This is a genomic window from Pseudomonas sp. GL_103 (assembly GCF_057835175.1).
The window spans coordinates 5,937,381-5,961,140 of the sequence record NZ_CM174420.1 but is presented as its reverse complement, the minus strand read 5'-3'; the positions used below and the strand labels follow the sequence as shown (position 1 = coordinate 5,961,140).

Annotated in this window: 20 protein-coding genes; 9 read left to right on the top strand and 11 right to left on the bottom strand. The window is 59.9% G+C overall.

Annotation, left to right across the window (positions count from 1 at the left end):
- Nucleotides 1–103 precede the first annotated feature (103 nt).
- The 5 genes from AC3IP0_RS26930 (at nucleotide 104) to AC3IP0_RS26910 (ending at nucleotide 5,788) form a co-directional block, all read left to right on the top strand.
- Nucleotides 104–1,180 carry a putative 2-aminoethylphosphonate ABC transporter ATP-binding protein gene (locus AC3IP0_RS26930; RefSeq protein ID WP_489326292.1) on the top strand — a complete coding sequence of 359 codons (1,077 nt, stop codon included), beginning with the start codon at nucleotides 104–106 and terminating at the stop codon, nucleotides 1,178–1,180.
- Entirely contained in the window at nucleotides 1,180–2,904 is a 1,725-nt protein-coding gene (locus AC3IP0_RS26925; RefSeq protein WP_489326290.1) for a putative 2-aminoethylphosphonate ABC transporter permease subunit, read from the top strand. Before AC3IP0_RS26930 ends, AC3IP0_RS26925 begins: the two co-directional genes overlap by 1 nt.
- A gap of 39 nt (nucleotides 2,905–2,943) precedes the next feature.
- Nucleotides 2,944–3,969, top strand: coding sequence for a putative 2-aminoethylphosphonate ABC transporter substrate-binding protein (locus tag AC3IP0_RS26920; protein WP_489326288.1), 1,026 nt, complete (start codon nucleotides 2,944–2,946; stop codon nucleotides 3,967–3,969).
- A gap of 128 nt (nucleotides 3,970–4,097) precedes the next feature.
- Complete coding sequence (locus AC3IP0_RS26915) at nucleotides 4,098–5,231, top strand: TIGR03364 family FAD-dependent oxidoreductase (protein WP_489326287.1); 1,134 nt, start codon at nucleotides 4,098–4,100, stop codon at nucleotides 5,229–5,231.
- Nucleotides 5,231–5,788 carry a phosphonate degradation HD-domain oxygenase gene (locus AC3IP0_RS26910; RefSeq protein WP_489317579.1) on the top strand — a complete coding sequence of 186 codons (558 nt, stop codon included), beginning with the start codon at nucleotides 5,231–5,233 and terminating at the stop codon, nucleotides 5,786–5,788. The genes AC3IP0_RS26915 and AC3IP0_RS26910 overlap by 1 nt, the downstream gene beginning before the upstream one ends.
- A gap of 153 nt (nucleotides 5,789–5,941) precedes the next feature.
- Here AC3IP0_RS26910 and AC3IP0_RS26905 read toward each other — a convergent pair whose 3' ends face one another.
- Together AC3IP0_RS26905 and AC3IP0_RS26900 are read right to left on the bottom strand one after the other, a co-directional pair.
- On the bottom strand, nucleotides 5,942–7,318 hold the full coding sequence (locus tag AC3IP0_RS26905; protein ID WP_489317578.1) for a GTPase/DUF3482 domain-containing protein: 1,377 nt from the start codon (nucleotides 7,316–7,318) through the stop codon (nucleotides 5,942–5,944).
- Entirely contained in the window at nucleotides 7,311–8,681 is a 1,371-nt protein-coding gene (locus AC3IP0_RS26900) for a DUF2868 domain-containing protein (RefSeq protein WP_489317577.1), read from the bottom strand. Before AC3IP0_RS26900 ends, AC3IP0_RS26905 begins: the two co-directional genes overlap by 8 nt.
- Before the next feature lie 85 nt (nucleotides 8,682–8,766).
- On the opposite strand from AC3IP0_RS26900, the gene AC3IP0_RS26895 reads away from it, so the two are divergent.
- Nucleotides 8,767–9,279, top strand: a complete 513-nt coding sequence (locus tag AC3IP0_RS26895; RefSeq protein ID WP_489326286.1) for a dihydrofolate reductase — start codon at nucleotides 8,767–8,769, stop codon at nucleotides 9,277–9,279.
- Between the two features lie 22 nt (nucleotides 9,280–9,301).
- Here the strand turns inward: AC3IP0_RS26895 and AC3IP0_RS26890 are convergent, their stop codons facing one another.
- Complete coding sequence (locus tag AC3IP0_RS26890) at nucleotides 9,302–10,693, bottom strand: L-cystine transporter (protein WP_489326285.1); 1,392 nt, start codon at nucleotides 10,691–10,693, stop codon at nucleotides 9,302–9,304.
- A 242-nt stretch (nucleotides 10,694–10,935) separates the two neighbouring features.
- Between AC3IP0_RS26890 and AC3IP0_RS26885 the strand changes: the two genes are divergently transcribed.
- Nucleotides 10,936–11,991 carry an HAD family hydrolase gene (locus tag AC3IP0_RS26885; RefSeq protein WP_489326283.1) on the top strand — a complete coding sequence of 352 codons (1,056 nt, stop codon included), beginning with the start codon at nucleotides 10,936–10,938 and terminating at the stop codon, nucleotides 11,989–11,991.
- A 160-nt stretch (nucleotides 11,992–12,151) separates the two neighbouring features.
- Here the strand turns inward: AC3IP0_RS26885 and ilvD are convergent, their stop codons facing one another.
- From ilvD to AC3IP0_RS26860, 5 genes are all read right to left on the bottom strand, one after another.
- On the bottom strand, nucleotides 12,152–13,993 hold the full coding sequence (gene ilvD, locus AC3IP0_RS26880; RefSeq protein ID WP_489326281.1) for a dihydroxy-acid dehydratase: 1,842 nt from the start codon (nucleotides 13,991–13,993) through the stop codon (nucleotides 12,152–12,154).
- Nucleotides 13,994–14,300: 307 nt separating this feature from the next.
- Nucleotides 14,301–15,527, bottom strand: a complete 1,227-nt coding sequence (locus AC3IP0_RS26875; protein ID WP_489317572.1) for a multidrug effflux MFS transporter — start codon at nucleotides 15,525–15,527, stop codon at nucleotides 14,301–14,303.
- Nucleotides 15,520–16,485 carry a diiron oxygenase gene (locus AC3IP0_RS26870; RefSeq protein WP_489317571.1) on the bottom strand — a complete coding sequence of 322 codons (966 nt, stop codon included), beginning with the start codon at nucleotides 16,483–16,485 and terminating at the stop codon, nucleotides 15,520–15,522. The genes AC3IP0_RS26875 and AC3IP0_RS26870 overlap by 8 nt, the downstream gene beginning before the upstream one ends.
- Nucleotides 16,482–17,561: a SagB family peptide dehydrogenase gene (locus tag AC3IP0_RS26865; protein ID WP_489317570.1), complete on the bottom strand. Its 1,080-nt coding sequence runs from the start codon at nucleotides 17,559–17,561 to the stop codon at nucleotides 16,482–16,484. The genes AC3IP0_RS26870 and AC3IP0_RS26865 overlap by 4 nt, the downstream gene beginning before the upstream one ends.
- 391 nt (nucleotides 17,562–17,952) lie before the next feature.
- Nucleotides 17,953–19,149, bottom strand: coding sequence for a class I SAM-dependent rRNA methyltransferase (locus tag AC3IP0_RS26860; RefSeq protein ID WP_046039197.1), 1,197 nt, complete (start codon nucleotides 19,147–19,149; stop codon nucleotides 17,953–17,955).
- A gap of 153 nt (nucleotides 19,150–19,302) precedes the next feature.
- On the opposite strand from AC3IP0_RS26860, the gene AC3IP0_RS26855 reads away from it, so the two are divergent.
- A complete protein-coding gene (locus AC3IP0_RS26855; RefSeq protein ID WP_489317569.1) occupies nucleotides 19,303–20,172 on the top strand; it encodes an HDOD domain-containing protein in 870 nt (289 codons plus the stop codon).
- A gap of 42 nt (nucleotides 20,173–20,214) precedes the next feature.
- Nucleotides 20,215–21,027: a bifunctional DNA-formamidopyrimidine glycosylase/DNA-(apurinic or apyrimidinic site) lyase gene (mutM, locus tag AC3IP0_RS26850; protein ID WP_007995486.1), complete on the top strand. Its 813-nt coding sequence runs from the start codon at nucleotides 20,215–20,217 to the stop codon at nucleotides 21,025–21,027.
- Nucleotides 21,028–21,127: 100 nt separating this feature from the next.
- On the opposite strand, the gene AC3IP0_RS26845 is transcribed toward mutM, so the two are convergent.
- From AC3IP0_RS26845 to AC3IP0_RS26835, 3 genes are all read right to left on the bottom strand, one after another.
- Nucleotides 21,128–21,379 carry a YfhL family 4Fe-4S dicluster ferredoxin gene (locus tag AC3IP0_RS26845; protein WP_095057374.1) on the bottom strand — a complete coding sequence of 84 codons (252 nt, stop codon included), beginning with the start codon at nucleotides 21,377–21,379 and terminating at the stop codon, nucleotides 21,128–21,130.
- Nucleotides 21,380–21,527: 148 nt separating this feature from the next.
- Nucleotides 21,528–22,007 carry a pantetheine-phosphate adenylyltransferase gene (gene coaD / locus AC3IP0_RS26840; protein WP_046039203.1) on the bottom strand — a complete coding sequence of 160 codons (480 nt, stop codon included), beginning with the start codon at nucleotides 22,005–22,007 and terminating at the stop codon, nucleotides 21,528–21,530.
- Between the two features lie 115 nt (nucleotides 22,008–22,122).
- Complete coding sequence (locus AC3IP0_RS26835; RefSeq protein ID WP_489317568.1) at nucleotides 22,123–23,718, bottom strand: GMC family oxidoreductase; 1,596 nt, start codon at nucleotides 23,716–23,718, stop codon at nucleotides 22,123–22,125.
- Nucleotides 23,719–23,760 lie beyond the last annotated feature (42 nt).

Here is a 23,760-nt window from a genome sequence, read left to right as displayed (position 1 = left end):
ACCAAAATCCTTGAATACCACTATCGGCAGTTTTTGCCTTACTGCCACATGACGGACTCATTACAACTCTAGGATGGCCCCATCTGCTAGATGAGGTCCGTCCATGAACAACTCGATCGCAACTGCCCTGACCAACCCCGGCGCACCGATGAAGGTGCGCGGCGTACAGAAACGTTTTGGTGCTTTCACGGCGCTGGATAACGTTTCCCTCGACGTAGCGGCCGGTGAGCTGGTGTGTTTGCTGGGCCCGTCGGGCTGTGGCAAAACCACCTTGCTGCGCTGCATCGCCGGTCTGGAAAAGCAGGACAGCGGCGAGTTGTACCTCGGCGATCGCGACGTTTCCCACCTGGCACCCCAGGCGCGGGACTACGGCATTCTGTTCCAGTCCTACGCGTTGTTTCCCAATCTCACCGTCGAAGCGAACATTGCCTACGGCCTCGCCGGCAGTGGTCGCGACGAGGTGCGCCGTCGTGTCGGCCAGATGCTGGAACTGGTCGGCCTGAGCGGCAGCGAGAAAAAGTATCCCGGTCAATTGTCCGGCGGACAGCAGCAGCGGGTTGCACTGGCTCGCGCCCTGGCACCGGCCCCTTCGCTGTTGCTGCTGGACGAACCGATGTCGGCCCTCGATGCCCGGGTGCGCGAGCATCTGTGCACCGAATTGCGCCAACTGCAACGCAACCTCGGCATCACCACCCTGATGGTCACCCACAATCAGGACGAGGCCATGCTGATGGCCGACCGCATCGCCGTAATGAACAACGGCAAGGTCGAGCAGTACGCCACGCCGCAGGAAATCTACAACCGCCCGGCCACGCCGTTCGTGGCGGAGTTCGTCGGCCAGGGTAACTGGTTGCCGTTCCAGCGCAGCAGCGACAGCCACGCCCTGGTCGGCGGGCTGAACATGCGCCTGGCCGAAGGCAGCGCCAAGACCGCGTCGGGCCGTTTGTTCTGCCGTCCGGAGGCGATCAACGTCAACCCGTTGGTGCACGAGGAAAACCTGTTCCCGGCCAAGGTTCGTGAAATCACCTTCCTCGGCAACCGCTGCCGCATGAGCTTTGAACTCGATCATTTGCCGGGCCACGCCTTGCTGGCGGAGCTGGCGCCGGAAGCCATGCCGCGCCTTGGCGCCCAGCAGATCATGGTCGCCTTGCCGCCGCGCAGCCTGCAGGTGTTTGCCTGATGAGCGCGAACATCGCGCTGCGGCTGCCGCAAAAGCAGGTTCGGCAGACCACCCGCGCTGAGGTCGGTGACCGGTTGTTCGTGGTCGGCGGCAAAGTCCTCATGCTGGTGTTGTTGGGCGTTGCCGTATTGATGCCATTGCTGGCGATCTTCTGGCGCGGTTTCAGCGCCGAGGCCGGGCAGGGCGGTGGCTGGGTCGCAGCGAAAGAACTGGTGACCAGCGAAAACTTCCACTGGTTGCTCGGTAACAGCCTGAAGGTTTCCCTCAGCGTCGCGGCCATTGTCGTACCGCTGGCCTACCTGTTTGCCTACGCGCTGCAACGCACCTTGATTCCGGCCAAAGGCATCTGGCGTGGCATCTCGCTGCTGCCATTGATGGCGCCGTCGATGCTGCCGGGGATTGCCCTGGTTTATCTGTTCGGCAACCAGGGCATGCTGCGTGGCCTGCTCTCCGACAACATCTACGGCTTCTGGGGCATTGTGCTTGGCGAAGTCATCTACACCTTCCCGCACGCCTTGATGATTCTTCTGTCGGCCCTGTCCCTGGCCGATGCGCGACTGTTCGATGCGGCCTCCAGCATGGGTGCGAGCCCGGCCAAAGCCTTCCGCAGCATCACCTGGCCGGCAACCCGTCAGGCCGTGTTCGCCGCGTTCTGCCTGGTGTTCACCCTGACCATCACCGATTTCGGTGTGCCAGTGGTGGTCGGTGGCGACTATCAAGTGTTGGCGCTGGAGGCCTACAAGGCGGTGGTCGGCCAGCAACAGTTCGGTCGCGGGGCGTTGATCGGCATGGTGCTGTTGCTGCCGGCGCTGTTCAGTTTCGGGGTCGATGCCTGGTTGCGTCGGCGCCACGGCGACTCCATGAGTGGTCGCGCCCAGGTGTTCAAACCCGCGCCGTCGAAGCTGCGCGACAGCTGCTACCTGGTCATCGTGTTGCTGATCTGCGCCGCGCTGCTGCTGGTGTTCGGCATGGCGGTGTTCTCGTCCCTGGTGAAGTTCTGGCCGTACAACCTGTCGCTGTCTCTCAACCATTATCAGTTCAACGAAACCGCCGGCGGTGGCTGGCTGGCCTACGGCAACAGCTTGAAGATGGCCTTGGGCACGGCGCTGATTGGCAGCTTGCTGATTTTCACCGGCGCCTACCTGATGGAAAAAACCAAGGGCCAGCGCGGCCTGAACCTGACATTGCGCATGCTCAGTTTCGTACCGATGGCGGTGCCGGGCCTGGTGCTGGGCTTGGGTTACGTCTTCTTCTTCAACCTCACCGGCAACCCGCTGCATGTGCTCTACGGGACCATGACCCTGCTGATCGTCTGCACCATTGCTCACTATTTGACCACTGCGCAAATGACCGCGACCACCGCGCTGCGTCAACTCGACGCCGAGTTCGAAGCCGCCGCGCTGTCGCTCAAGGCGCCGCTGTACCGCCACTACCTGCGCGTCACCGTGCCGATCTGCCTGCCGGCGCTGCTGGACATCGTGCGCTACCTGTTCGTCTCGGCCATGACCACCGTTTCGGCGGCGATCTTCCTCTACAGCCCCGACACCATCCTCGCGGCGGTGGCGGTGCTGAACATGGACGACGCCGGCAACGTCGGCGGTGCGGCAGCGATGTCGACCCTGATCCTGATTACCTCGGCGGGCGTGTCCCTGTTGCTGGCCTGGGCCTCGCGCGGTTTGCTGCGCCGCTCCCAGGCCTGGCGGCAGACCGCGCCCGGTCATTGAATCTGCACAACCCCTCAACTCAAAAAACAGGAAAAGATCATGTTCAAGCCTATGGCCCTGGCCGCTGCTGTCCTTACCGCTTTCAGCCTGAACGCCTTCGCGGCGAAAACCGAGTTGACGGTGTACACCGCCCTCGAAGCCGAACAACTGAAGACCTACAAAGAAGCTTTCGAAAAGGCCAACCCGGACGTCGAAATCAAATGGGTGCGTGATTCCACCGGCATCATCACCGCCAAACTGCTGGCCGAAAAAGCCCGTCCGCAGGCTGACGCCGTGTGGGGCCTGGCCGCTTCGAGCCTGGCGATCCTCGATCAGCAAGGCATGCTGCAAAGCTACGCACCGAAAGACCTGGGCAAGATCGGCGCCAACTACCGCGACGCGACCAACCCACCAGCCTGGGTCGGCATGGACGTCTGGGCCGCGACCATTTGCTTCAACACCGTCGAAGCCGAGAAGCAGGGTCTGACCAAGCCGGTGAGCTGGCAGGACCTGACCAAGCCTGAGTACAAAGGCAAGATCGTCATGCCAAACCCGGCCTCGTCCGGCACCGGTTTCCTCGATGTCAGCGCCTGGCTGCAAACCTTCGGCGAGAAGCAGGGCTGGGCGTACATGGACGGCCTGCACCAGAACATCGGCCAGTACGTTCACTCCGGTTCCAAGCCTTGCAAACTGGCGGCGGCTGGCGAATTCCCGATCGGTATCTCCTTCGAATACCCGGCTGTTCAGTTGAAACGCCAAGGCGCGCCGCTTGACATCATCCTGCCGAAGGAAGGTTTGGGCTGGGAGATCGAAGCGACTGCCGTAATCAAGGGTACGGCCCACGAAGAAGCGGCGAAGAAACTGGCTGACTTCTCCGCCAGCCCCGAGGCGATGGAGCTCTACAAGGAAAACTTCGCCGTGCTCGCTCAGCCTGGCATCGCCAAGCCGCAGACCGAACTGCCGGCTGACTACGAGCAGCGTCTGATCAAGAACGACTTCGCCTGGGCTTCGAAGAACCGCGACGAGATCCTGACCGAATGGCGCAAGCGCTATGACGGCAAGTCCGAGAAAATGGCGGCCAAGTAAGGTCTTTATCGGCTGACAGGGCCTCATCGCGAGCAAGCTCGCTCCCACAGGGGATGTGCGTCGATCACAAAACCATTGTGGGAGCGAGCTTGCTCGCGATGGCGGCTTCGAATTCAGGACAGGACTCCATGACACAACACAACGACATGCTGATCGTCGGCGCCGGCATCCTGGGATTATCCCACGCGTATGCCGCTGCCAAGCGCGGTCTCAAGGTCACGGTTTTCGAGCGCAGCGAAACGCCCCTCGGCGCTTCGGTGCGTAACTTCGGCCAGGCACTGGTCACCGGCCAGCCACCCGGCCCGATGCTGGAACTGGCCCGCGCCAGTCGCGGAATCTGGGGCGATTGGGCGCAGCTCGCCGGTCTGCAACTCAAGCGCAATGGCTCGTACCTGTTCGCCCGCACCGAAGCTGAAGAGCAACTGCTGGAAGCCTTCTGCGAGGGCCGCGCCGTCGAGCACGGTTACCGCGTCGACCTGTTGCGCGGCGCTGCGCTGCGCGATTTGTACGGCGGCCAGTTCCGCCATCACCGCGCTGCGTTGCATGGCATGGACGACCAGCAGTTGTATTCCCGCGAAGCGATTCCGGCGTTGATCGATTTCCTGCGCCGCGACCTGGGCGTCAAGTTTCACTTCTCTACCCTGGTGCGCGATATCGAGCCGGGTCGCCTGCACAGCACCGCCGGCAGCTTCAGTGCCGAGCAGATCATCGTCTGCTCCGGCCATGATTATCAGACGTTGCTGGCCGAGCAGATCGCAGAACTCGAGCCGCAAATCTGCCGCCTGCAAATGCTCCGTGCCCGCCCGCAAATCAATCTCAACCTGCAACACGCGTTGCTCACCGGTTTGAGCTGCGTGCACTACGGCGCCTTCGCCGACTTGCCGGAAGCCGCGGCGGTGCAGGCAGAAATCCTGCAGTACGCGCCGCACCTGCACGAAAACGGCATCCACCTGCTGATCAGCCCGACGCCCTATGGTGAGTTGATCATTGGTGATTCGCACCATTACGGCAGCGATCCGTCACCCTTCAATGCCGAGCAGGTCGACGACTGGATGATCGAACTGGCCGAGCAGACCCTGGGCTGCAAGGTACAAGTGGTCGAACGCTGGCAGGGGGTCTATGGTTCACGGGGGCCGGGACCGTTCTCGTTCCTGCGCCCGGCAAAAGGCCTGGGCGTGGCGTTGATGCACACCGGTGTCGGCATGAGCGTCGGACCGGCGATGGCTGAACGAAACATTGCAGCTGTGTTGGGGGAAATCTGATGGAGCGCAATGAACAAGTCGTCGCCGAAGTATTCGGTTTGTACGAGCGTTTTGGCGACAGTGATTACATCGGTGAACCGGTGTCGCAGATCGAGCACATGTCCCAGGCGGCGGAGCTGGCCATGGCCGAAGGCTTCGACGATGAAGTGGTGCTGGCGGCGTTCTTTCACGACATCGGGCATATCTGCGCCGAAAGCGCGGAGAACATGGGCGGTTTTGGTGTGGTCAGCCATGAGCGTCTGGGCGCGGACTATCTGCGCCGCGCCGGATTCAGCGAGCGCATGGCGCGGTTGGTCGAATACCACGTTCAAGCCAAGCGTTATCTGACGCTGAAAGAGCCGGGGTACTACGAGCGCTTGAGTGAAGCCAGTCGCCGAACCCTGGAGTATCAGGGCGGGGTGATGACGGCTGAAGAGGCCGAGGCGTTCGAGTTGGACCCACTGTGTGCCGTGAGTTTGCGCATGCGCCAGTGGGATGAAATGGCGAAAGAGATGCACGTGCCGGTGATTGATCTGGCGGTGTTGAGGGACAAAGCGGTGCGTTTGCTGGCGGCGTAAGTCTCGGTACCGAGTGGCTACCTTCGCGAGCAAGCCCGCTCCCACATTGGATTTGTGTCTGGTCACAGATTGTTGTTCCAGCACAAAACCCTGTGGGAGCGGGCTTGCTCGCGAAGAGGCCAGCGCTGACACCATAAATCATCGGTCAGGCCACTAAAGCTGCTGCGCCAACCCCTCAACCTGCTCCTGCCGCTCCGCCTGATTCAACTTCGGATGCGGATTCAACGACGACCACTGCGGATGCGCCCGCGCCTTGTGCAGCGCCTCGGGCAGTTTGCCTTCGCGCCAGGTTTTATCCTGTGGCGTGGCCACTTGAATACTGTCCATCGCCGCATGCCCACGGGCATTCAGCGCTTGTAGCAATTGTCGTTGACGCAAGGCCAACAGGCGCAACACGTTGTCATCGACTGTCAGTTCACGCTGGCCCTTGAGCTTGCCGAGCAAGCGGCTGCCATAACTGCGCGCGGTCTGCAGGGCGCCGCCGGCGATAGCCCCGGCCAGCGCGGCCGCGCCGAGGGTGATGCCACCGACCAACAGATCGACGCCGGCTCCGGCGGCGGCCCCTGCGGCAATGCCGCCACCGACCCGCACACCCAGCTGCTTGAGGGTTTCGGGATTGAACAAGTCATCGCCCCAACGGCCGTCGAGCAGCGGCAAATCACTGGCGGCGGCATCCTGTGGGCGGAAGGCGTACAGCTTGAGCAGGGCCTCGACGCAACGCTGCTCACGCTGGCGCACGGCTTTGCGCAGTTCGCTGATCGCCTGTTGTTCCTGCTCGGCTTCACTGACCACGCTGCGCCGACAAGCCGCGCAATCGATCAGCAATTCGGCAATCAATCGCTCTGCGCTTTGTTGGCGAGCTAGTCGCTGGGCTTGCTGATCGGCGATCAGGCGTTCGAGTTGCGGCCGGGCAGATTCCAGCAGCAGAGCGAGACTTTCATAGAGTCGACGCTCGCCATCCTCCGGCGGCGCGACGCTGTCGAAGCGCACCAAGGCATGCAAGCCCAGCCGCGCCAGCGCTTCCCGCCAAGCCGGCTCGCGGTGATTGGCGCTGCTGACGAAATTCAGCACTGGCAGCAAGGGTTTGCCGCAACCGGCCAGCACTTCCAGTTCATCGCGATACTTGGCCAGCACCGGCTCCCGGGCGTCGATCACGTAGAGCCCGGCGTCCGACGCCAGCAACTGGCGCAGCACCTTGGCTTCCTGTTCGAACCGTTGCCGGGCTTCGCTGCCCTCCAGGAAACGCGCCAGGCGTGCCGGACCGTCGAGGCGTTCGCCGGGACGCTCCAGGCGTTCGAGGTAGTCGAGCAGGGCGATGGCGTCTTCCAGGCCCGGGGTGTCGTAGAGGTCGAGCAAGGGCTCGCCGTCCACCGACAACCGTGCGCCCTCGACATGTCGCGTGGTGCTGGGGCGATGGGACACTTCACCAAAGCCGACGTCGCGGGTCAGGGTGCGCAGCAACGAGGTTTTGCCGACGTTGGTGTGGCCGACCACGGCGAGTTTCAGAGGCTGCTTCCAGGTGTCAGTCATGACCCGTCTCCAGCCAGTTCATCGGTGCACAATCGGCAGTCTGAAGCTCAAGCTGTTGCAGCGCCACGTGCCAGTCGCCCAGGCGCTCGGCGTCCAGCGCTTCACCGGGGGGCGCCTGCAACAACCACACGCGGGTGGCGCTGGCGCTGCGGGCCAGTTCGGCAATCAGGGCCAGGCTGCCGCGATCCGGCGAACGCCGTGGATCGCACGCAATGGCCAGGCGCGCGGGGGGAAAGCGGCTCAGTTGTTCGAGGAGTTTGTGTCGCGATTCGCGGCTGTCGAGGATGCCGGCGTTGCTGACGTTTTTCGGCAATTGCGGTGGCCACGGACGGTCGTCGTCCAGCTCGATGGCGACCAATAGAGCACCATCACTTTGTTGTTCGCTGACGCCGCTTTCCACCCGATGCAGTTGCTCAGGCGCCGCATCGCTGACGCCGAGGCGCTCGCTGGTGGGCATCAATCGTTCGCGCAGTTGTGCATAACCGGGCAGGTTCAAATCCAGACGCAGCGCCGTTTGACCCGACTTCCAGCGCCACAGGCAAAACAGCGCGAGCAGCAGGCGCGGCAAAACGCCGTAGACCAGCAATACGCCCACCAGCCAGGCGGCCCAGGCCTGGCGGGCACTTTCGATGTTCAGGGCTGCGTCGCCACTGGCGCGGATCATCTCCTCGGTGGGCACGCTGAAACCGAGCAGGGCCGGCAGCGCGCCGAGGGCCTGGGTCACGGCAATAAAGGTGTCGGCGCTGAGGATGGTGGTTTCCCAGACGAAGCCGTAGCGCCGGGTCGCCATCAACGTCAGCAGGATCACCAGCGCGCTGACCATCGCCAGCAACCACAAACCGTTGACCAATACGCCGATGGCCCAGCGATTGAGTTTCTGGCGTTGCAGCAACAGCAGCAGGGCCGGTGCCAGTTGTGCGGCTTTGGCATCCCGGGCGAATTTTTCACTTAGCCACAGCCACAGTCGCCCGAGGCTGGCGCCGTGTTCGCCGGCAAACACCAGGCCAAGGGCCCAGCTCAGCAGCAGGATCAGGTTGAGCCCGAGCAGGCTGCCCAAGGCCCAGAACACATTCACCGGGTGCAGGCCGTCGCCCATTGCCGCAAAGGCCAGGCCGGCGCCGCTGATCACCGCCAGCACCGCCATTACGATCAGCGCCAGTCGCGCGCCTTGCAGCCAGTGCTTGAGAGCATCGGTCAGGCCATCGCGCTCGGCCAGCCACAGGGCCCGGCGTTGAATGCGCGACGGCAAATCGCCGCCGACGCTGCGGGCCAGTCGGTTGGCTTCAAGGTCTTCCAGAGGGCCGGCGTACTCTTCGCGCAGGCGGATGGTTTCTGTCAGCCAGAGGTTATTCAGTTCAGTCACGCGGCATCCCGTCGCTTAATTGAGCTGTGAGCATAACCGCTGTGGCGCTTATCGGCGAAAGCAAGGCTCTGGTATCCTCGCCGGCATGACTAAATCACTCCCCCTCAGCCTGATCGCAGCCCTCGGTGAAAACCGTGTGATCGGCGTCGACAACAGCATGCCCTGGCACCTGCCGGGGGACTTCAAATACTTCAAGGCCACCACGCTCGGCAAGCCGATCATCATGGGTCGCAAGACCTGGGATTCCCTCGGTCGCCCGCTGCCGGGCCGCTTGAACATCGTGGTCAGCCGTCAGGTGGATCTGCAGCTCGAAGGCGCGGAGGTTTATCCATCGCTGGAAGCCGCTGTCGTTCGTGCCGAAGCATGGGGGAAGGAGCAGGGCGTCGATGAGCTGATGCTGATTGGTGGCGCGCAGTTGTATGCGCAAGGGCTGGCGCAGGCCGATCGCTTGTACCTGACCCGCGTCGCGCTGAGCCCGGAAGGGGATGCGTGGTTTCCGGAGTTTGATTTGAACCAGTGGAAGCTGGTGTCGGATGTGCCGAACCCGGCGGAGGGCGACAAGCCGGCGTACAACTTTGAAGTCTGGGAAAAAGTCTAAAGATCGCAGCCTGCGGCAGCTCCTACGCGTGAGCCAACGCCGAATATTCATCCGCATCCAGCAGCGCTTTATCAGTCTGCTGCATCACCTGACTGGTAATCGCCCCGGCCGTCATCGAACCACTGACATTCAACGCCGTACGCCCCATATCAATCAGCGGCTCGACCGAGATCAACAACGCCACCAGCGAAACCGGCAAGCCCATCGCCGGTAGCACGATCAACGCCGCAAACGTCGCGCCGCCACCGACCCCGGCCACACCGGCCGAACTCAGTGTGACAATCGCCACCAGCGTCGCGATCCACAGCGGGTCCAGCGGATTGATGCCCACGGTCGGCGCCACCATCACCGCCAACATCGCCGGGTACAGGCCGGCACAACCGTTCTGGCCAATGGTTGCGCCAAACGAAGCGGCGAAACTGGCGATGGACTGCGGAATGCCCAGGCGACTGGTCTGCGCTTCGATGCTCAACGGAATCGTCGCCGCGCTGGAGCGGCTGGTGAAAGCAAACGTCAGCACCGGCCAGATCTTGCGGAAGAAGCGTAGCGGATTGATCCCGGCGGCCGACACCAGCAAGCCATGCACCACAAACATCAGGCCGAGGCCGATGTAGGACACCACCACGAAACTGCCGAGCTTGATGATGTCTTGCAGGTTGGAGCCGGCGACCACTTTGGTCATCAGCGCCAGCACGCCGTACGGTGTCAGCTTCATCACCAGGCGCACCAGGCGCATCACCCAGGCTTGCAGGGTGTCGATGGCGTTGATCACTTTCTGACCTTTTTCGACATCATCCTTGAGCAATTGCAGCGCCGCGACACCCAGGAACGCCGCGAAAATCACCACGCTGATGATCGACGTCGGCTTGGCCCGCGCCAGATCGGCGAACGGGTTTTGCGGAATGAACGACAGCAACAGCTGCGGCACATTCAAGTCCGCAACCTTGCCGGCATAGTCAGTCTGAATGGTTTGCAGGCGTGCCATTTCCTGGGTGCCGGCCACCAGGCCTTCGGCGGTCAGGTCGAACAGGTTGGTCAGGCCGATGCCGATCAGTGCTGCAATGGCCGTGGTGAACAGCAGCGTGCCGATGGTCAGGAAGCTGATCTTGCCCAGCGATGAGGCGTTGTGCAGACGGGCCACGGCGCTGAGGATCGAGGCGAACACCAGCGGGATCACGATCATTTGCAGCAGTTGCACATAACCGTTACCCACCAGATCGAACCAGCCGATCGAGGCTTTGAGTACCGGGTTGCCGGCACCGTAAATGGCGTGCAAGGCCACGCCGAACGCCACGCCCAGCACCAGCGCGAGCAGGACTTTTTTCGCCAGGCTCCATGAGGTGTGGCGAGTTTGCGCCAGGCCCAGGAGCAGGGAGAGGAACACCAGCAGATTGAGAATCAGCGGCAGATTCATTGGAACTCCCATTAGACTTTTGCCAGCTGCCTTCCGGGGCAGCTGCGAACCGGCAAGCCTAACAGCTTGAAAACTAATGAATTAATATCAAAAACGCATGGTTTCCGTCGTTTTTGGAATAAGCGGATGTCGCTGTCAGAAATGCAACTGGCGCGAAAGGGACACAGGCGGTCGCTGACAGGCGAGGACTGTCACACTTATTTGTTAGCGTCGATCTCTTTCACATTCAGGGAGAAACGCCAATGAAGTTCGCACCGAAATTACTGGCAGCAGCACTTTGCCTGGGCCTCGCCGGCCAGGTGCTTGCAACGGATCTGAAACACTGGCCCGCCGATCAGGCCAAGGCGCTGGAGGCGATGATCGCCGCCAACGCCAACAAAGGTAACTACGCGGTGTTCGACATGGACAACACCAGTTACCGCTACGACCTCGAAGAGTCGTTGCTGCCGTTCATGGAGAACAAGGGCCTGATCACCCGCGACAAGCTCGATCCCTCCCTGAAACTGATGCCGTTCAAGGACACCGCCGACCACAAGGAAAGCCTGTTCAGCTACTACTACCGCCTCTGCGAAGTCGACGACATGGTCTGCTATCCATGGGTCGCCCAGGTGTTCTCCGGCTTTACGCTCAAGGAGCTCAAGGGCTACGTCGACGAGATGATGGCGTCGGGCAAACCGGTGCCAGCGACTTATTACGAAGGCGATGTGGTCAAGAAACTCGACGTCAACCCGCCGAAGATCTTCACCGGCCAGCAAGAGCTGTACAACAAGCTGATGGAGAACGGCATCGAGGTCTATGTGATGACCGCCGCCTCCGAAGAACTGGTGCGCATGGTCGCGGCCGATCCGAAGTACGGCTACAACGTCAAGCCGCAGAACGTGATCGGCGTGTCGCTGCTGCTGAAGGACCCGAAAACTGGCGAGCTGACCACCGCGCGCAAGCAGGTCACCGCCGGCAAGTATGACGAGAAGGCCAACCTCGGCCTCGAACTGACCCCGTACCTGTGGACCCCGGCAACCTGGATGGCCGGCAAGCAGGCGGCAATCCTGACCTACATCGACGAGTGGAAAAAACCGGTGCTGGTTGGCGGCGATACCCCGAGCAGCGATGGTTACATGCTGTTCCACAGTGTTGACGTGGCCAAGGGTGGCATCCACCTGTGGGTCAACCGCAAGGACAAGTACATGACCCAGATCCAGGGCATGATGGCCAAGAACGCTGCGGCCCAGGCCAAGGAAGGGATGACGGTGACTGCCGACAAGAACTGGGTGATCGTCAAGCCTGAAGACATCCAGTAAGAAGAGTTGGATTCACCTGTAGGAGCTGCCGAAGGCTGCGATCTTTTGATCTTGAAAAACAAAATCAAAAGATCGCAGCCTTCGGCAGCTCCTACGGGGGATCTGGATAAATAAAAATGCCCCGCACTTGGCGGGGCATTTTTTGTTCAACGGTTAAGCATCAAAGCCCGTCAAGCATCGCCTTGTTACGCACAGCACCCTTGTCGGCACTGGTGGCCAGCAGGGCGTAGGCTTTCAACGCGGTGGTCACTTTACGCGGACGCACTTCCACCGGTTTCCAGCCTTTCTTGTCCTGCTCGACCCGGCGTGCGGCCAGTTCTTCATCGCTGACCAACAGGTTGATCGAGCGGTTCGGAATGTCGATCAGCACCTTGTCGCCGTCCTGCACCAGACCAATCGCGCCACCGGCAGCGGCTTCAGGCGAAGCGTGGCCGATGGACAGGCCCGAGGTGCCGCCGGAGAAACGGCCGTCGGTGAGCAGGGCGCAGGCTTTGCCCAGGCCTTTGGATTTCAGGTACGAAGTCGGGTAGAGCATTTCCTGCATGCCCGGGCCGCCTTTCGGGCCTTCGTAGCGAATGATGACGATGTCGCCTTCCTTCACTTCGTCAGCGAGGATGCCGCGAACGGCGCTGTCCTGGCTTTCGAAGATCTTGGCGTTGCCTTCGAACACGTGGATCGACTCGTCGACACCCGCGGTTTTCACCACGCAGCCGTCCAGGGCGATGTTGCCGTAGAGAACGGCCAGGCCGCCTTCTTGCGAGTACGCGTGCTCGACACTGCGGATGCAGCCGTTTTCACGGTCGTCGTCCAGGGTTTCCCAACGGGTCGACTGGCTGAACGCGGTTTGCGTCGGGATGCCTGCCGGACCGGCCTTGAAGAAGTGATGCACGGCTTCGTCGGTGGTCTGGGTGATGTCCCACTTGGCGATGGCTTCTTCCATGCTGCGGCTGTGCACGGTCGGCAGCTGGGTGTGCAGCAAACCGCCACGGGCCAGCGATCCGAGGATGCTGAAGATGCCGCCAGCGCGGTGCACGTCTTCCATGTGGTACTTCTGGATGTTCGGCGCAACTTTGCACAGTTGCGGCACGTGACGGGACAGACGGTCGATGTCGCGCAGGTCGAACTCGATCTCGGCTTCCTGTGCAGCGGCCAGCAAGTGCAGGATGGTGTTGGTGGAACCGCCCATGGCGATGTCCAGGGTCATGGCGTTTTCGAACGCCTGGAAGTTGGCGATGTTGCGCGGCAATACCGACTCATCGTTCTCGCCGTAGTAGCGTTTGCACAGCTCGACGATGGTGCGGCCGGCCTGCAGGAACAGCTGTTCGCGGTCGCTGTGGGTGGCCAGGGTCGAACCGTTGCCCGGCAATGCCAGGCCCAGGGCTTCGACCAGGCAGTTCATCGAGTTGGCGGTGAACATGCCGGAGCACGAACCGCAGGTCGGGCAGGCGCTGCGCTCGTACTCAGCGACTTTCTCGTCAGAAGCGCTGGAGTCGGCGGCGATCACCATGGCATCGACCAGGTCGAGGCCGTGGGAGGCGAGTTTGGTCTTGCCGGCCTCCATCGGGCCACCGGACACGAAGATCACCGGGATGTTCAGGCGCAGGGCGGCCATCAGCATGCCAGGGGTGATCTTGTCGCAGTTGGAGATGCACACGATGGCGTCGGCGCAGTGGGCGTTGACCATGTACTCGACGGAGTCGGCGATGATCTCGCGGCTCGGCAGCGAATACAGCATGCCGTCGTGGCCCATGGCGATGCCGTCATCGACAGCGATGGTGTTGAATTCCTTGGCCACGCCGCCAGCGCGTTCGATCTCGCGGGCGACCAGTTGCCCCAGATCCTTGAGGTGCACGTGGCCCGGTACGAACTGGGTGAACGAGTTGGCAATGGCGATGATCGGCTTCTTGAAGTCGTCATCTTTCATCCCCGTGGCGCGCCACAGTGCGCGGGCGCCGGCCATGTTGCGGCCGTGGGTGGATGTTTTCGAGCGGTAATCAGGCATGAAGCACTCCGGGCGGCTAATCAGGTATCAAAAGGGAAGTGAGCTTCTATTGACGTCTGGAACACTCAGAAATGGCCGCGTGTCCGGAAGTTGCCGATAACTTTGCGGGATCGCCGCGCGCTTCAGCTTGAGCTCATAAACCCGCCGGGGATGACTGGCGATGAATGTTCGCGATTCTACACGGCTGGCGGCTGGAGGGAATGGCTGCAAGCGTGGAGGCAGCATTCACAAGACGTGCGGGCGCAATCCTTGTAGGAGCGAGCTCGCGATGAACCAGAGAACCCCGCGGGGTGTCAGGCTGCCAGCGTTATCGTTGACGACCATCGCGAGCGAGCTCGCTCCCACAGGAAGGGTGGCGATTGATCAGGGTATTGAGGCCGAGCGCCACCGCGCTGAGCAGTAGGAAAGCCAGTGCCAGGGTCGTTTGCAGATCTGTTCCACTCAGATTGATCAATGCGCTGGTCAAGCCGCCAAAGATGAATACCAGTGTGTTCCCGGCCGACGCCGAAGTTCCGGCGCTGTCCGCAAACACGTCCATCGCTTTGGAGGTGGCGATGGGGCGGGCGATGGTGGTGCCGGCGGTACAGATGATCATCGGCACCAATACCGTCAGGATCGAAAGCCCAAGCCAACTTGAGAGTAAAAGCATCACCACTCCTGAGAAGAAAATCAGGCTCAAGCCGACGATGATTTGAGTATTGGGTGTTATCCGGCTGGAAAGCACCCGGGCGGCGATCCCTCCGATGATATAAGCCGCACCATAGAGCAGAAGGGTCAGGGAGAACGCGTAGGGCGACATGTGTAGCTGATCCATGAAGATCAATGGCGAAACGACGATAAAGGAAAAATGGCAGGTAAAAGCGATGGCCGCGATCAACCAATAGCCCAGGAAGCTCGCATTGCCGCACACCCGGCGATAGGCCTGGAAAACGTTCTGGCGTGAGGCCACGGCAGGTCGCTGGTCTTCCAGCATGAAACACGCCTTCAGAAACACGACGACGGCCAAGGCAATAAACAGAAAAAAGCTGCCGGGCCAGTCCAGAGCTTGCTGCAACACACTACCCAACAACGGCGAGACGGAAATGAACACCCCGCTGGCCGTGACCATCAGAATCCGCAGTCGATCCCGCTCCTCGCCTTCGAACAGATCCTGAACCAGCGCCTGCGACAGCACGAAGCAACCGCAGCCGATGGCCTGCAGCATCCGGAAAAGCAGGAACCAGGCGTACTCGGTGGCCAGGATGCACCCGGCGGCTCCCACGATCGAAACCGCCATACCTGCCAAGAGCAGACGTTTGCGGCCGATAGTGTCCGAGAGCGGTCCGATCACCAGTTGGGAAAGAGAGAGGCCGATGGCAAAAAGGCTGATGGATAGTGCGATGTTGGTAGGCGTGGTCTGGAAGTGTTTCGCCAGCGCGGGGAAGGAGGGCAGCAAAACGTCCAGGGGGAAGACGCCGAGTAGCACCATCGTCATTAATAGAACAACCGCTGCCCGGCGCTTTTTTGCATTGACCGCATATTTTTCATCATTCATCGATAAGCCCTGCCTCGGAGAACAGTTGCCTATTGGTAGGCAGGTCAAAGAATCCAGCCTCTTTCAATGCTTGAAATGTGGCGCTGGCACTCGATCGGATGCGAAGAAGACGAGCGTGCTCGTCCGCCATATAAGCAATAATTTGTGCAACTAACTTTTCGCTAAGTCCGACGCTGCGTAGGCTCCCGCTGAGCCAGCATTCATCTGTCTCAAAGAAAATAAGCAAAATCTCTATGAGCAGCTTGGCGGCTACTGCGCGCTGAACGCCGCTAAAGTTCTGCCAAAAATAATGAAACACTTCGCAGAAGTAACGACTGTGTCGCGCCTCGTCGGCGAGATGATCTCTGAGCATTTCCTGAACGGTGCTCACCAAAGCATCGCGACAAGCCTCGAGCAGCTCCTTGGCGATAATCGTCTCCGAGACGAAGCCCACAAGAAACCACACCAATGCTTTGTGCTTGGTCGATGTGCGATCGATCAGTTCATTCAGTCGGGTTATTCGTTGGGGCATGACCGGCCGGTCAGTCATGCCATAAAGGTCTGCAATTTGTTCGGCAAGATTACTGGAGAACAGTGCGTGATAGCCTTCATCAGTGTATAGCTGCAGTGCAGCTGTTTTCATCCTTGTAGGAATAGCAATACCCAGTTCGTTGTGGGCAATGATTTCGACTGATCGGTTGACGATGCGGTGTTCAAGCAAGGTGGTGTAGTCGAGAAAGTGCACCAAATGGTTGGCGGAAAGACGTTGAGTTATTGCTTTGTTTTTTGTTTTGAACGCTGGGTGATTTAGATAAGAGAGAAAAGCCGGTGGAAACCAGTATCGAGTTTCCAGTTGTTCATTTAAGTCCGAGGGCAGTAGATAGCAGTGCTTGCTGCTTCGAACTGAGGAACGGGTGTTCCAATCACCAAGGGTGAAGCGTCGGGCCCACATAATGCGGTCGTTTGGGAAACTGTTCATTGCCCCTGCTCCTGCGTGGTCAGCAGCGATTTTAACTCTTTGCACATCACTTGCCCGTCACTCTTGCCGCAACCAACAAAGAACAACACTTGCTCTGGGCTATCTTCCAACCCTAACAACGCTTCCACCTGATCATCTGTCAATGCGCCGGTCAACCAAGTGTTCAATCCCAGTGCAGTGGCTGCTAGTTGGAACGTCTGAGAAATATGGCCAGCTTCGATGTAGGCCATTCGATAGGCTCGCGAGTGCTCATATTTCCACCAAAGTTTGTCGAATCTACAGGTTATGAACAATCCAACTGGCAGGTTATTGATGAAGTGTTGCCCGGATAGAAGATGTCCTAACGGTTGATAGGGCAAGGGGTTGACGAAACTCAGCGCGTGCATCGTGGGATGATAGGCGTAGAAACCGGTTTTCAGACCAACAACGTTTTGAACCAGAAGAAAGCCTTCACAGGCATTTAGCCCGCCACCAGATGGGCTGCTTCGCCGGGCTCCGAGGCCTTCGGCAATGCTTTCATCGATTTCGTTTTCGCGCTCATGCAAATAGCCGAGGGTCAGGTAAAGAAGTGTACTGATGATCTCTAGTGAAACGGCTTCACCTGTGAAAGAGCGGCAGGTTTTTCGGTCAATCAGAACGTTTGCCAGGGGGCGCTCCGGCAGGCAAGAAGGGAGTGGTAGGGCAATCAGATCGCGCGCCAAGGATTCCGCGAGTCTGGTTGGAGGGGGGGAGGTGTTGAGGACGTTTGTACAATGATTGAGATATAGGCTTGACCATTCATGGATATCTTGCGGGACGTGATCGCAAGGGATGTTCTTAGTGCCAATATGGAATATTTTTGATAGTTCATCCCAGCCCCATTTTGTGTGTGTGGGCTTGGTTTTTGTAAGGATTCCCGCACTAAAAAGTTGAGAATCAATTTCATTTGAGTCGTTGAAGTTGTTTGGATTTTCGATTAGTTCGGCAAGTCGAGTTGAATACTCAAGATTGAGTTCAAACTGTTTGTGATTTTTATAATCCCAGATTATTTGGTTGGGGGTGCGCGGAAGTATGAATACGTTAGGGTTTATTTTCATGTTAAATGATTCCCTGGGTAGTGCCCTATAAAGCGCTGAGTAGCCGGCACTCCCCAGCGCTTCATTTACTTATCAGGCTTTCTTGGAAACCAGAAAAGCCAAGTTTGCAATGTGGGAAGCTTCCAGAGTAATTGTTTTCATGGTTGGAACTCCTTTTGATTTAAGTGAATGTCACTTCGTAGTGACAGTTCAATCATAGGTGTTGGTCATGTATTTTCAAGAAAATGTTGAGTAAGAATATTCTAATAATGTTGTCGGAGTGGTCCTACATATTAATCGGTTTTGTGGTTTTTCGGATAAATAACAATAGCGTAGCGTTCCGCTAGGGGGGAGGCGTCAAGTATTTTAGTGTGTGTTGGGGGGCAAGTCGCCCCCCGATAAAATGGTGCAATCAGCTATTCGGCAACAACCGGCAAGTAATGCTCTTGATATACCGCGTTTCGGCAATCGCCGGATGCACCGGATGATCCGGACCCTGACCGCCACGTTCCAAGATCTGGATATTGCGGTCCAGGTGGCGGGCGCTGGTCAGCAGGATGTTCTGCAGGTCGTCTTCCGGCAGGTGCATCGAGCACGATGCGCTGACCAGGATGCCGTCCTTGGTGAGCAGGCGCATGGCTTGCTCGTTCAGGCGGCGGTAGGCGCCTTCGCCGTTCTTCATGTCTTTCTTGCGTTTGATGAACGCCGGCGGGTCGGCCACGATCACGTCGAAACGTTCTTCGCTGGCTTTCAGCTCTTTGAGGGCTTCGAAGACGTCGCCTTCGATGCAGGTCATTTTCTCGGCGAAGCCGTTCAGCGCGGCGTTGCGCTCAACGCCGTCGAGGGCGAAAGCTGACGCGTCGACGCAGAACACTTCACTGGCGCCGAACGCGGCAGCCTGCACGCCCCAGCCGCCGATGTAGCTGTACAGGTCGAGCACGCGTTTGCCTTTGGCGTACGGTGCCAGGCGTGCGCGGTTCATGCGGTGGTCGTAGAACCAGCCGGTTTTCTGACCCTGGATGACCGGTGCTTCGAACTTCACGCCGTTCTCTTCGAGAGCAACCCACTCCGGTACCAGGCCGAATACGGTTTCGACGTAGCGGGTGAGGCCTTCGGCGTCACGGGCCGCGGAGTCGTTCTTGAACAGGATGCCGCTTGGCTTGAGCACTTGGGTCAGCGCTGCAATCACGTCGTCCTTGTGGGCTTCCATGGTCGCCGAGGCAATCTGGACCACCAGGATGTCGCCGAAACGGTCAACCACCAGGCCTGGCAGCAGGTCGGAGTCGCCGTAGACCAGGCGATAGAACGGCTTGTCGAACAGGCGATCGCGCAGGGACAGGGCCACGTTCAGGCGGTGTACCAGCAGCGACTTGTCCAGCGGCAGCTTGATGTCGCGCGACAGCACACGGGCGCAGATCAGGTTGTTCGGGCTCATGGCAACGATGCCCAGCGGCTTGCCGCCGGCGGCTTCGAGGATCGCCTGGTCGCCGGCCTTGAAACCGTGCAAAGGTGTTGCGGCTACATCGATTTCGTTGCTGTAGACCCACAAGTGACCGTTGCGCAGACGACGGTCGGCGTTGGCTTTGAGGCGCAGGCTAGGCAGGGACATGTCGTCGCTCCGGAAAAAAGAGCGGGAGTATAGCGTGTTGAGACCCCGGATTGGCCTGCAAGTGGACATGTGGCGAGGGTTGTCTTGCGATTTGGTATGTCGGATCCAACTTCATAAAGGTTAGAATCATCGTCTGACCCAGAGTGTGCACAAATGTCCCAAGAGCTGACTTCCGAACAGATCCAACAAGCCCTGCAGGGCATCAGCGTACCGGCCCAGCCGCAAATCATGGTGGATTTGCAGATGGAGCAGTACATGCCCGACCCGGATCTGGAAGTCATCGCCAAGCTGATCTCCCAGGATCCGGGACTTTCCGGTTCCCTGCTGAAAATCGTCAATTCGCCGTATTACGGGCTGAGCAACAAGATTGCTTCGATCCAGCGCGCGGTGAATCTGCTGGGTAGCCGCTCGATCATCAACCTGATCAATGCGCAGTCGATCAGGGGCGAGATGAATGACGACACCATTGTCACCCTGAACCGTTTCTGGGACACCGCACAGGACGTGGCCATGACCTGCCTGACCCTGGCCAAGCGCATCGGCGTTGAAAATGGCGATGAAGCCTATGCCCTGGGCCTGTTCCACGACTGCGGCGTGCCCTTGATGCTCCAGCGTTTCCCCGACTACATGGGCGTTCTGGAGCAGGCCTATGCCAACGCCAGCGCCGAATGCCGGGTGGTGGACACGGAGAATCAGGTGTTCAATACCAATCACTCGGTGGTCGGGTATTACACGGCCAAGTCCTGGCGCCTGCCGGAACACGTGAGCGCTGCGATCGCCAATCACCACAATGCCCTGGCGATATTCAGCGATGAATCTTCGCGCAACAGTTCGTTGAAGAATCTGTTGGCGATCCTGAAGATGGCCGAGCACATTTGCGCATCGTACCGGGTGCTGGGCAATCAGGCCGAAGATCACGAGTGGAACAGCATCGCACCGCTGGTGCTCGATTATGTCGGCCTCTCGGACTACGACTTCGAGACCCTCAAGCAGACGATCCGTGACCTCGGCACTCATCGCTGAGTGTCGGAACCTTCCAGGCCATGCGCCTGATCCGAGAGCACCATGCCTGAATTGCCAGAAGTCGAAACCACCCGTCGCGGCATCGCGCCGTACCTGGAAGGCCAGCGGGTCAGCCGGGTGATCGTGCGTGAGCGTCGCTTGCGCTGGCCTATTCCCGAAGACCTCGATGTGCGGTTGTCCGGGCAGCGCATCGTACTGGTGGAGCGGCGCGCCAAGTACCTGCTGATCAATGCCGAAGTCGGCACCTTGATCAGCCATTTGGGCATGTCAGGCAATTTGCGGCTGGTGGAGGCCGGGCTGCCGGCGGCCAAGCATGAGCATGTGGACATCGAGCTGGAGTCGGGCCTGGCCCTGCGTTACACCGACCCGCGGCGTTTCGGCGCAATGCTCTGGAGTCTCGATCCGCTCAATCACGAGTTGCTGATCCGCCTGGGGCCTGAGCCGTTGACCGACCTGTTCGACGGCGAGCGTCTGTTCCAGCAGTCCCGTGGCCGGTCGATGGCAGTCAAGCCGTTCATCATGGATAACGCGGTGGTGGTGGGCGTCGGCAATATTTATGCGACCGAAGCGTTGTTCGCCGCCGGGATCGACCCGCGCCGCGAAGCCAAGAGCATTTCCCGGGCGCGTTACTTGAAGCTGGCCATCGAGATCAAGCGCATCCTGGCGGCCGCCATCGAGCGCGGCGGTACCACGCTGCGGGACTTTATCGGTGGTGACGGTCAGCCTGGTTATTTCCAGCAGGAACTGTTCGTGTACGGCCGTGGCGGTGAACACTGCAAGGTTTGTGGCACGGGGCTGCGGGAAGTGAAGCTCGGGCAGCGCGCCAGCGTTTTTTGCCCGCGTTGTCAGAGCTGATACGTCAAGCAAGATCAAAAGATCGCAGCCTTCGGCAGCTCCTACAGGGTTTTTGCGTACACCCGTAGGAGCTGCCGAAGGCTGCGATCTTTTAAGCTAATCAAACCTTGCCGGTAATCTTCCGGTACTTCTCCATCAACTGTTCTTCAGTCTCGGGATGAGCTTCGTCCAGTGGAATGCAATCCACCGGGCAGACCTGCTGGCACTGCGGTTCGTCGTAGTGGCCGACACACTGGGTGCACAGGTTCGGGTCGATCACGTAGATCTCTTCGCCTTGGGAAATGGCGGCGTTCGGGCACTCGGGTTCGCAGACGTCGCAGTTGATGCAATCGTCGGTGATGATCAGGGACATGCTAACTCCAGCCGGGGCGGCAAGCCCGGGCGCAATAAACCAATGCACACAATTGTGCCGCATTGGCGCCTGCAGTGCACGCGGGCGCGATCAAGTGCAGAGAGGTGCAGGCTGCGAAAGCTGAAAAGATCGCAGCCTGCGGCAGGTCCTACTTCTTGAAACGTTCGGTCAGTGCGTCCGCCACCACAGGGTGCACGAACTTGGTGATATCGCCGCCCAGGGCTGCGATTTCACGGACCAGCGTCGAGGAAATGAACGAATAACGCTCGGACGGGGTGAGGAACAGGCTTTCCACATCCGGCGCCAGCTGGCGGTTCATGTTGGCCAGCTGGAACTCGTATTCGAAGTCCGACACCGCGCGCAATCCACGCAGGAACACGTTAGCGTTCTTCTCTTTGGCGAAGTGCGCCAGCAGCGTCGAGAAGCCGACGACTTCAACGTTCGGCAGATGTTTAGTGACCTCGCGCGCCAGTTCTACCCGTTGTTCCAGAGGAAACAGCGGGTTTTTCTTGGGGCTCGCGGCAACGGCAATGATCACGTGGTCGAACAGGCGCGAGGCGCGTTCGACCAGATCGCCATGGCCCTTGGTAATAGGGTCGAAGGTACCTGGGTACAACACTCGGTTCATCGCGTCGTCCTGGCGGGAATCCGTTGGGGAGTCGGATGGTATCGCAGCCTTCCCGGTCGGCCAAGTCGCCTGTTGGGTAAGAAAGCACTATAGACGATGGGAATAATCGTCATTTTCATGAGTTTTTTAAACGTTCGGCCAGGGATGTCGCCAGTTGCGCCGTCAGTCCGTAGACCGACAGCTGCGGGTTGGCACCAATGCTGGTGGGGAACAGCGAGCCGTCGTGAATCGACAGATTGCCCAGTTGATGATGCCGGCCGAGGCTGTCGGTCACTGCGATTGTCGGGTCTTCACCCATGGCGCAACCGCCCATCACATGGGCACTGCCCAGGCGTGTGCGATACAACTCCAGGCTCAGGCCGTCGATCAACGTGCGCGCTTCGGCGAGGGTCTTCACGTAGCGGGCGTCGGCGTGCATCGGCATCACGGCCTTGGCGCCACCGGCAAACTGGATCTCGGCCATGGTATGGAACGCCCGGCGCAATCCATCCCAAGCGTACGGTGATAGCTGGTAGTCCAGCACCGGCGTGTCATCGCTGCGCAATTCGACGCTGCCACCAGGGCTGTCCGGGTGAAAACCGTCCCGCAGCAACGCCAGCATGGCGTGGGTATGGGCCAGATTGGCCATGTGCTGCGAGTTTTCCTGACCGAAACCACCGAGCAATGTGGTTGCCAGCGCCGGGTGCAGGGGCGGGACTTCCAGTTTGTAGGACATCTTGCCCGTGGTGCCGTCCTGCCATTGGAAATGGTCGGAATAGATCGACTGCGGCGCGCCGTAGAAGGGGTTGACCACTTCGTCGAACAACGCGGCGGACATGTTTACCGGGTGCAGGAACGTACGTTTCCCCAGACGCTTGTGCGGGTCAGGTGCCCCGGAGCGCATCAGCAAGGCCGGGCTGTTGATGCCGCCACCGGCCAGTACGAAATGCCGCGCCTTGACCGTGATGGTGCGCCCGGTCGGTGCGACGCAGCGTTCATCCATCGCCGAACATTGCAGGCCGGTGACCTTGTCGCCGCTGATGTTAAGTTTTTCGGCGCGGGCCAGGTAAAGCAGCTCGCCGCCTTTTTCCAGGGTCGCTGGAATTGTGGTGACCATCATCGATTGCTTGGCGTTGGTCGGGCAGCCCATGCCGCAGTATCCGAGGTTCCAGCAGCCTCGAACGTTGCGCGGGATGACGTGCCATGAGTAATTCAGTGCTTCGCAGCCCTTGCGGATCACATCGTTGTTGGCGTTGGGTGGCACCATCCACGGCGCGACGCCCAGGCGTTGCTCCATTTTCTCGAACCACGGCGCCATTTCCGCCGGGCTGTGGCCCTTGACGTTGTGCTCTTTGGCCCAGTGTTCCAGGGTCGGCTCCGGAGTGCGGAAACTGGAGGTCCAGTTGATCAGCGTGGTGCCGCCCACCGCCCGGCCCTGGAGGATGGTGATCGCGCCGTCCTTGCTCATGCGGCCGATGCCTTCCTGGTAAAGGTTAGCGTAGGCCTGGTCTTCGAGCATCTTGAAGTCGCTGCTGGTCTTGAGCGGGCCTTCTTCGATCAGCAGCACCTTGTAGCCGGCCGCGCTGAGGATTTCGGCGGTGGTGCCGCCGCCGGCACCGCTGCCGATGATCGCCACGTCCGCTTCGAGTGTCATGTCCTGGGTCAGTTGCGAGCCGTTGTAGGTTTTCCAGCCTCGGGCCATGCCTTCGCGGAACGGATCGGGTACGGGCATCTTCGGGTTCTCTTTTTATTGTTGGAGTAGGCGGTGAAGCGG

Bases quoted from the DNA above. Each gene is read 5' to 3' on its own strand.
- AC3IP0_RS26930 (WP_489326292.1), top strand. From the start codon at position 104: ATGAACAACTCGATCGCAACTGCCCTGACCAACCCCGGCGCACCGATG.
- AC3IP0_RS26925 (WP_489326290.1), top strand. From the start codon at position 1,180: ATGAGCGCGAACATCGCGCTGCGGCTGCCGCAAAAGCAGGTTCGGCAG.
- AC3IP0_RS26920 (WP_489326288.1), top strand. From the start codon at position 2,944: ATGTTCAAGCCTATGGCCCTGGCCGCTGCTGTCCTTACCGCTTTCAGC.
- AC3IP0_RS26915 (WP_489326287.1), top strand. From the start codon at position 4,098: ATGACACAACACAACGACATGCTGATCGTCGGCGCCGGCATCCTGGGA.
- AC3IP0_RS26910 (WP_489317579.1), top strand. From the start codon at position 5,231: ATGGAGCGCAATGAACAAGTCGTCGCCGAAGTATTCGGTTTGTACGAG.
- AC3IP0_RS26905 (WP_489317578.1), bottom strand. From the start codon at position 7,318: ATGACTGACACCTGGAAGCAGCCTCTGAAACTCGCCGTGGTCGGCCAC.
- AC3IP0_RS26895 (WP_489326286.1), top strand. From the start codon at position 8,767: ATGACTAAATCACTCCCCCTCAGCCTGATCGCAGCCCTCGGTGAAAAC.
- AC3IP0_RS26890 (WP_489326285.1), bottom strand. From the start codon at position 10,693: ATGAATCTGCCGCTGATTCTCAATCTGCTGGTGTTCCTCTCCCTGCTC.
- AC3IP0_RS26885 (WP_489326283.1), top strand. From the start codon at position 10,936: ATGAAGTTCGCACCGAAATTACTGGCAGCAGCACTTTGCCTGGGCCTC.
- ilvD (WP_489326281.1), bottom strand. From the start codon at position 13,993: ATGCCTGATTACCGCTCGAAAACATCCACCCACGGCCGCAACATGGCC.
- AC3IP0_RS26875 (WP_489317572.1), bottom strand. From the start codon at position 15,527: ATGAATGATGAAAAATATGCGGTCAATGCAAAAAAGCGCCGGGCAGCG.
- AC3IP0_RS26870 (WP_489317571.1), bottom strand. From the start codon at position 16,485: ATGAACAGTTTCCCAAACGACCGCATTATGTGGGCCCGACGCTTCACC.
- AC3IP0_RS26865 (WP_489317570.1), bottom strand. From the start codon at position 17,561: ATGAAAATAAACCCTAACGTATTCATACTTCCGCGCACCCCCAACCAA.
- AC3IP0_RS26860 (WP_046039197.1), bottom strand. From the start codon at position 19,149: ATGTCCCTGCCTAGCCTGCGCCTCAAAGCCAACGCCGACCGTCGTCTG.
- AC3IP0_RS26855 (WP_489317569.1), top strand. From the start codon at position 19,303: ATGTCCCAAGAGCTGACTTCCGAACAGATCCAACAAGCCCTGCAGGGC.
- mutM (WP_007995486.1), top strand. From the start codon at position 20,215: ATGCCTGAATTGCCAGAAGTCGAAACCACCCGTCGCGGCATCGCGCCG.
- AC3IP0_RS26845 (WP_095057374.1), bottom strand. From the start codon at position 21,379: ATGTCCCTGATCATCACCGACGATTGCATCAACTGCGACGTCTGCGAA.
- coaD (WP_046039203.1), bottom strand. From the start codon at position 22,007: ATGAACCGAGTGTTGTACCCAGGTACCTTCGACCCTATTACCAAGGGC.
- AC3IP0_RS26835 (WP_489317568.1), bottom strand. From the start codon at position 23,718: ATGCCCGTACCCGATCCGTTCCGCGAAGGCATGGCCCGAGGCTGGAAA.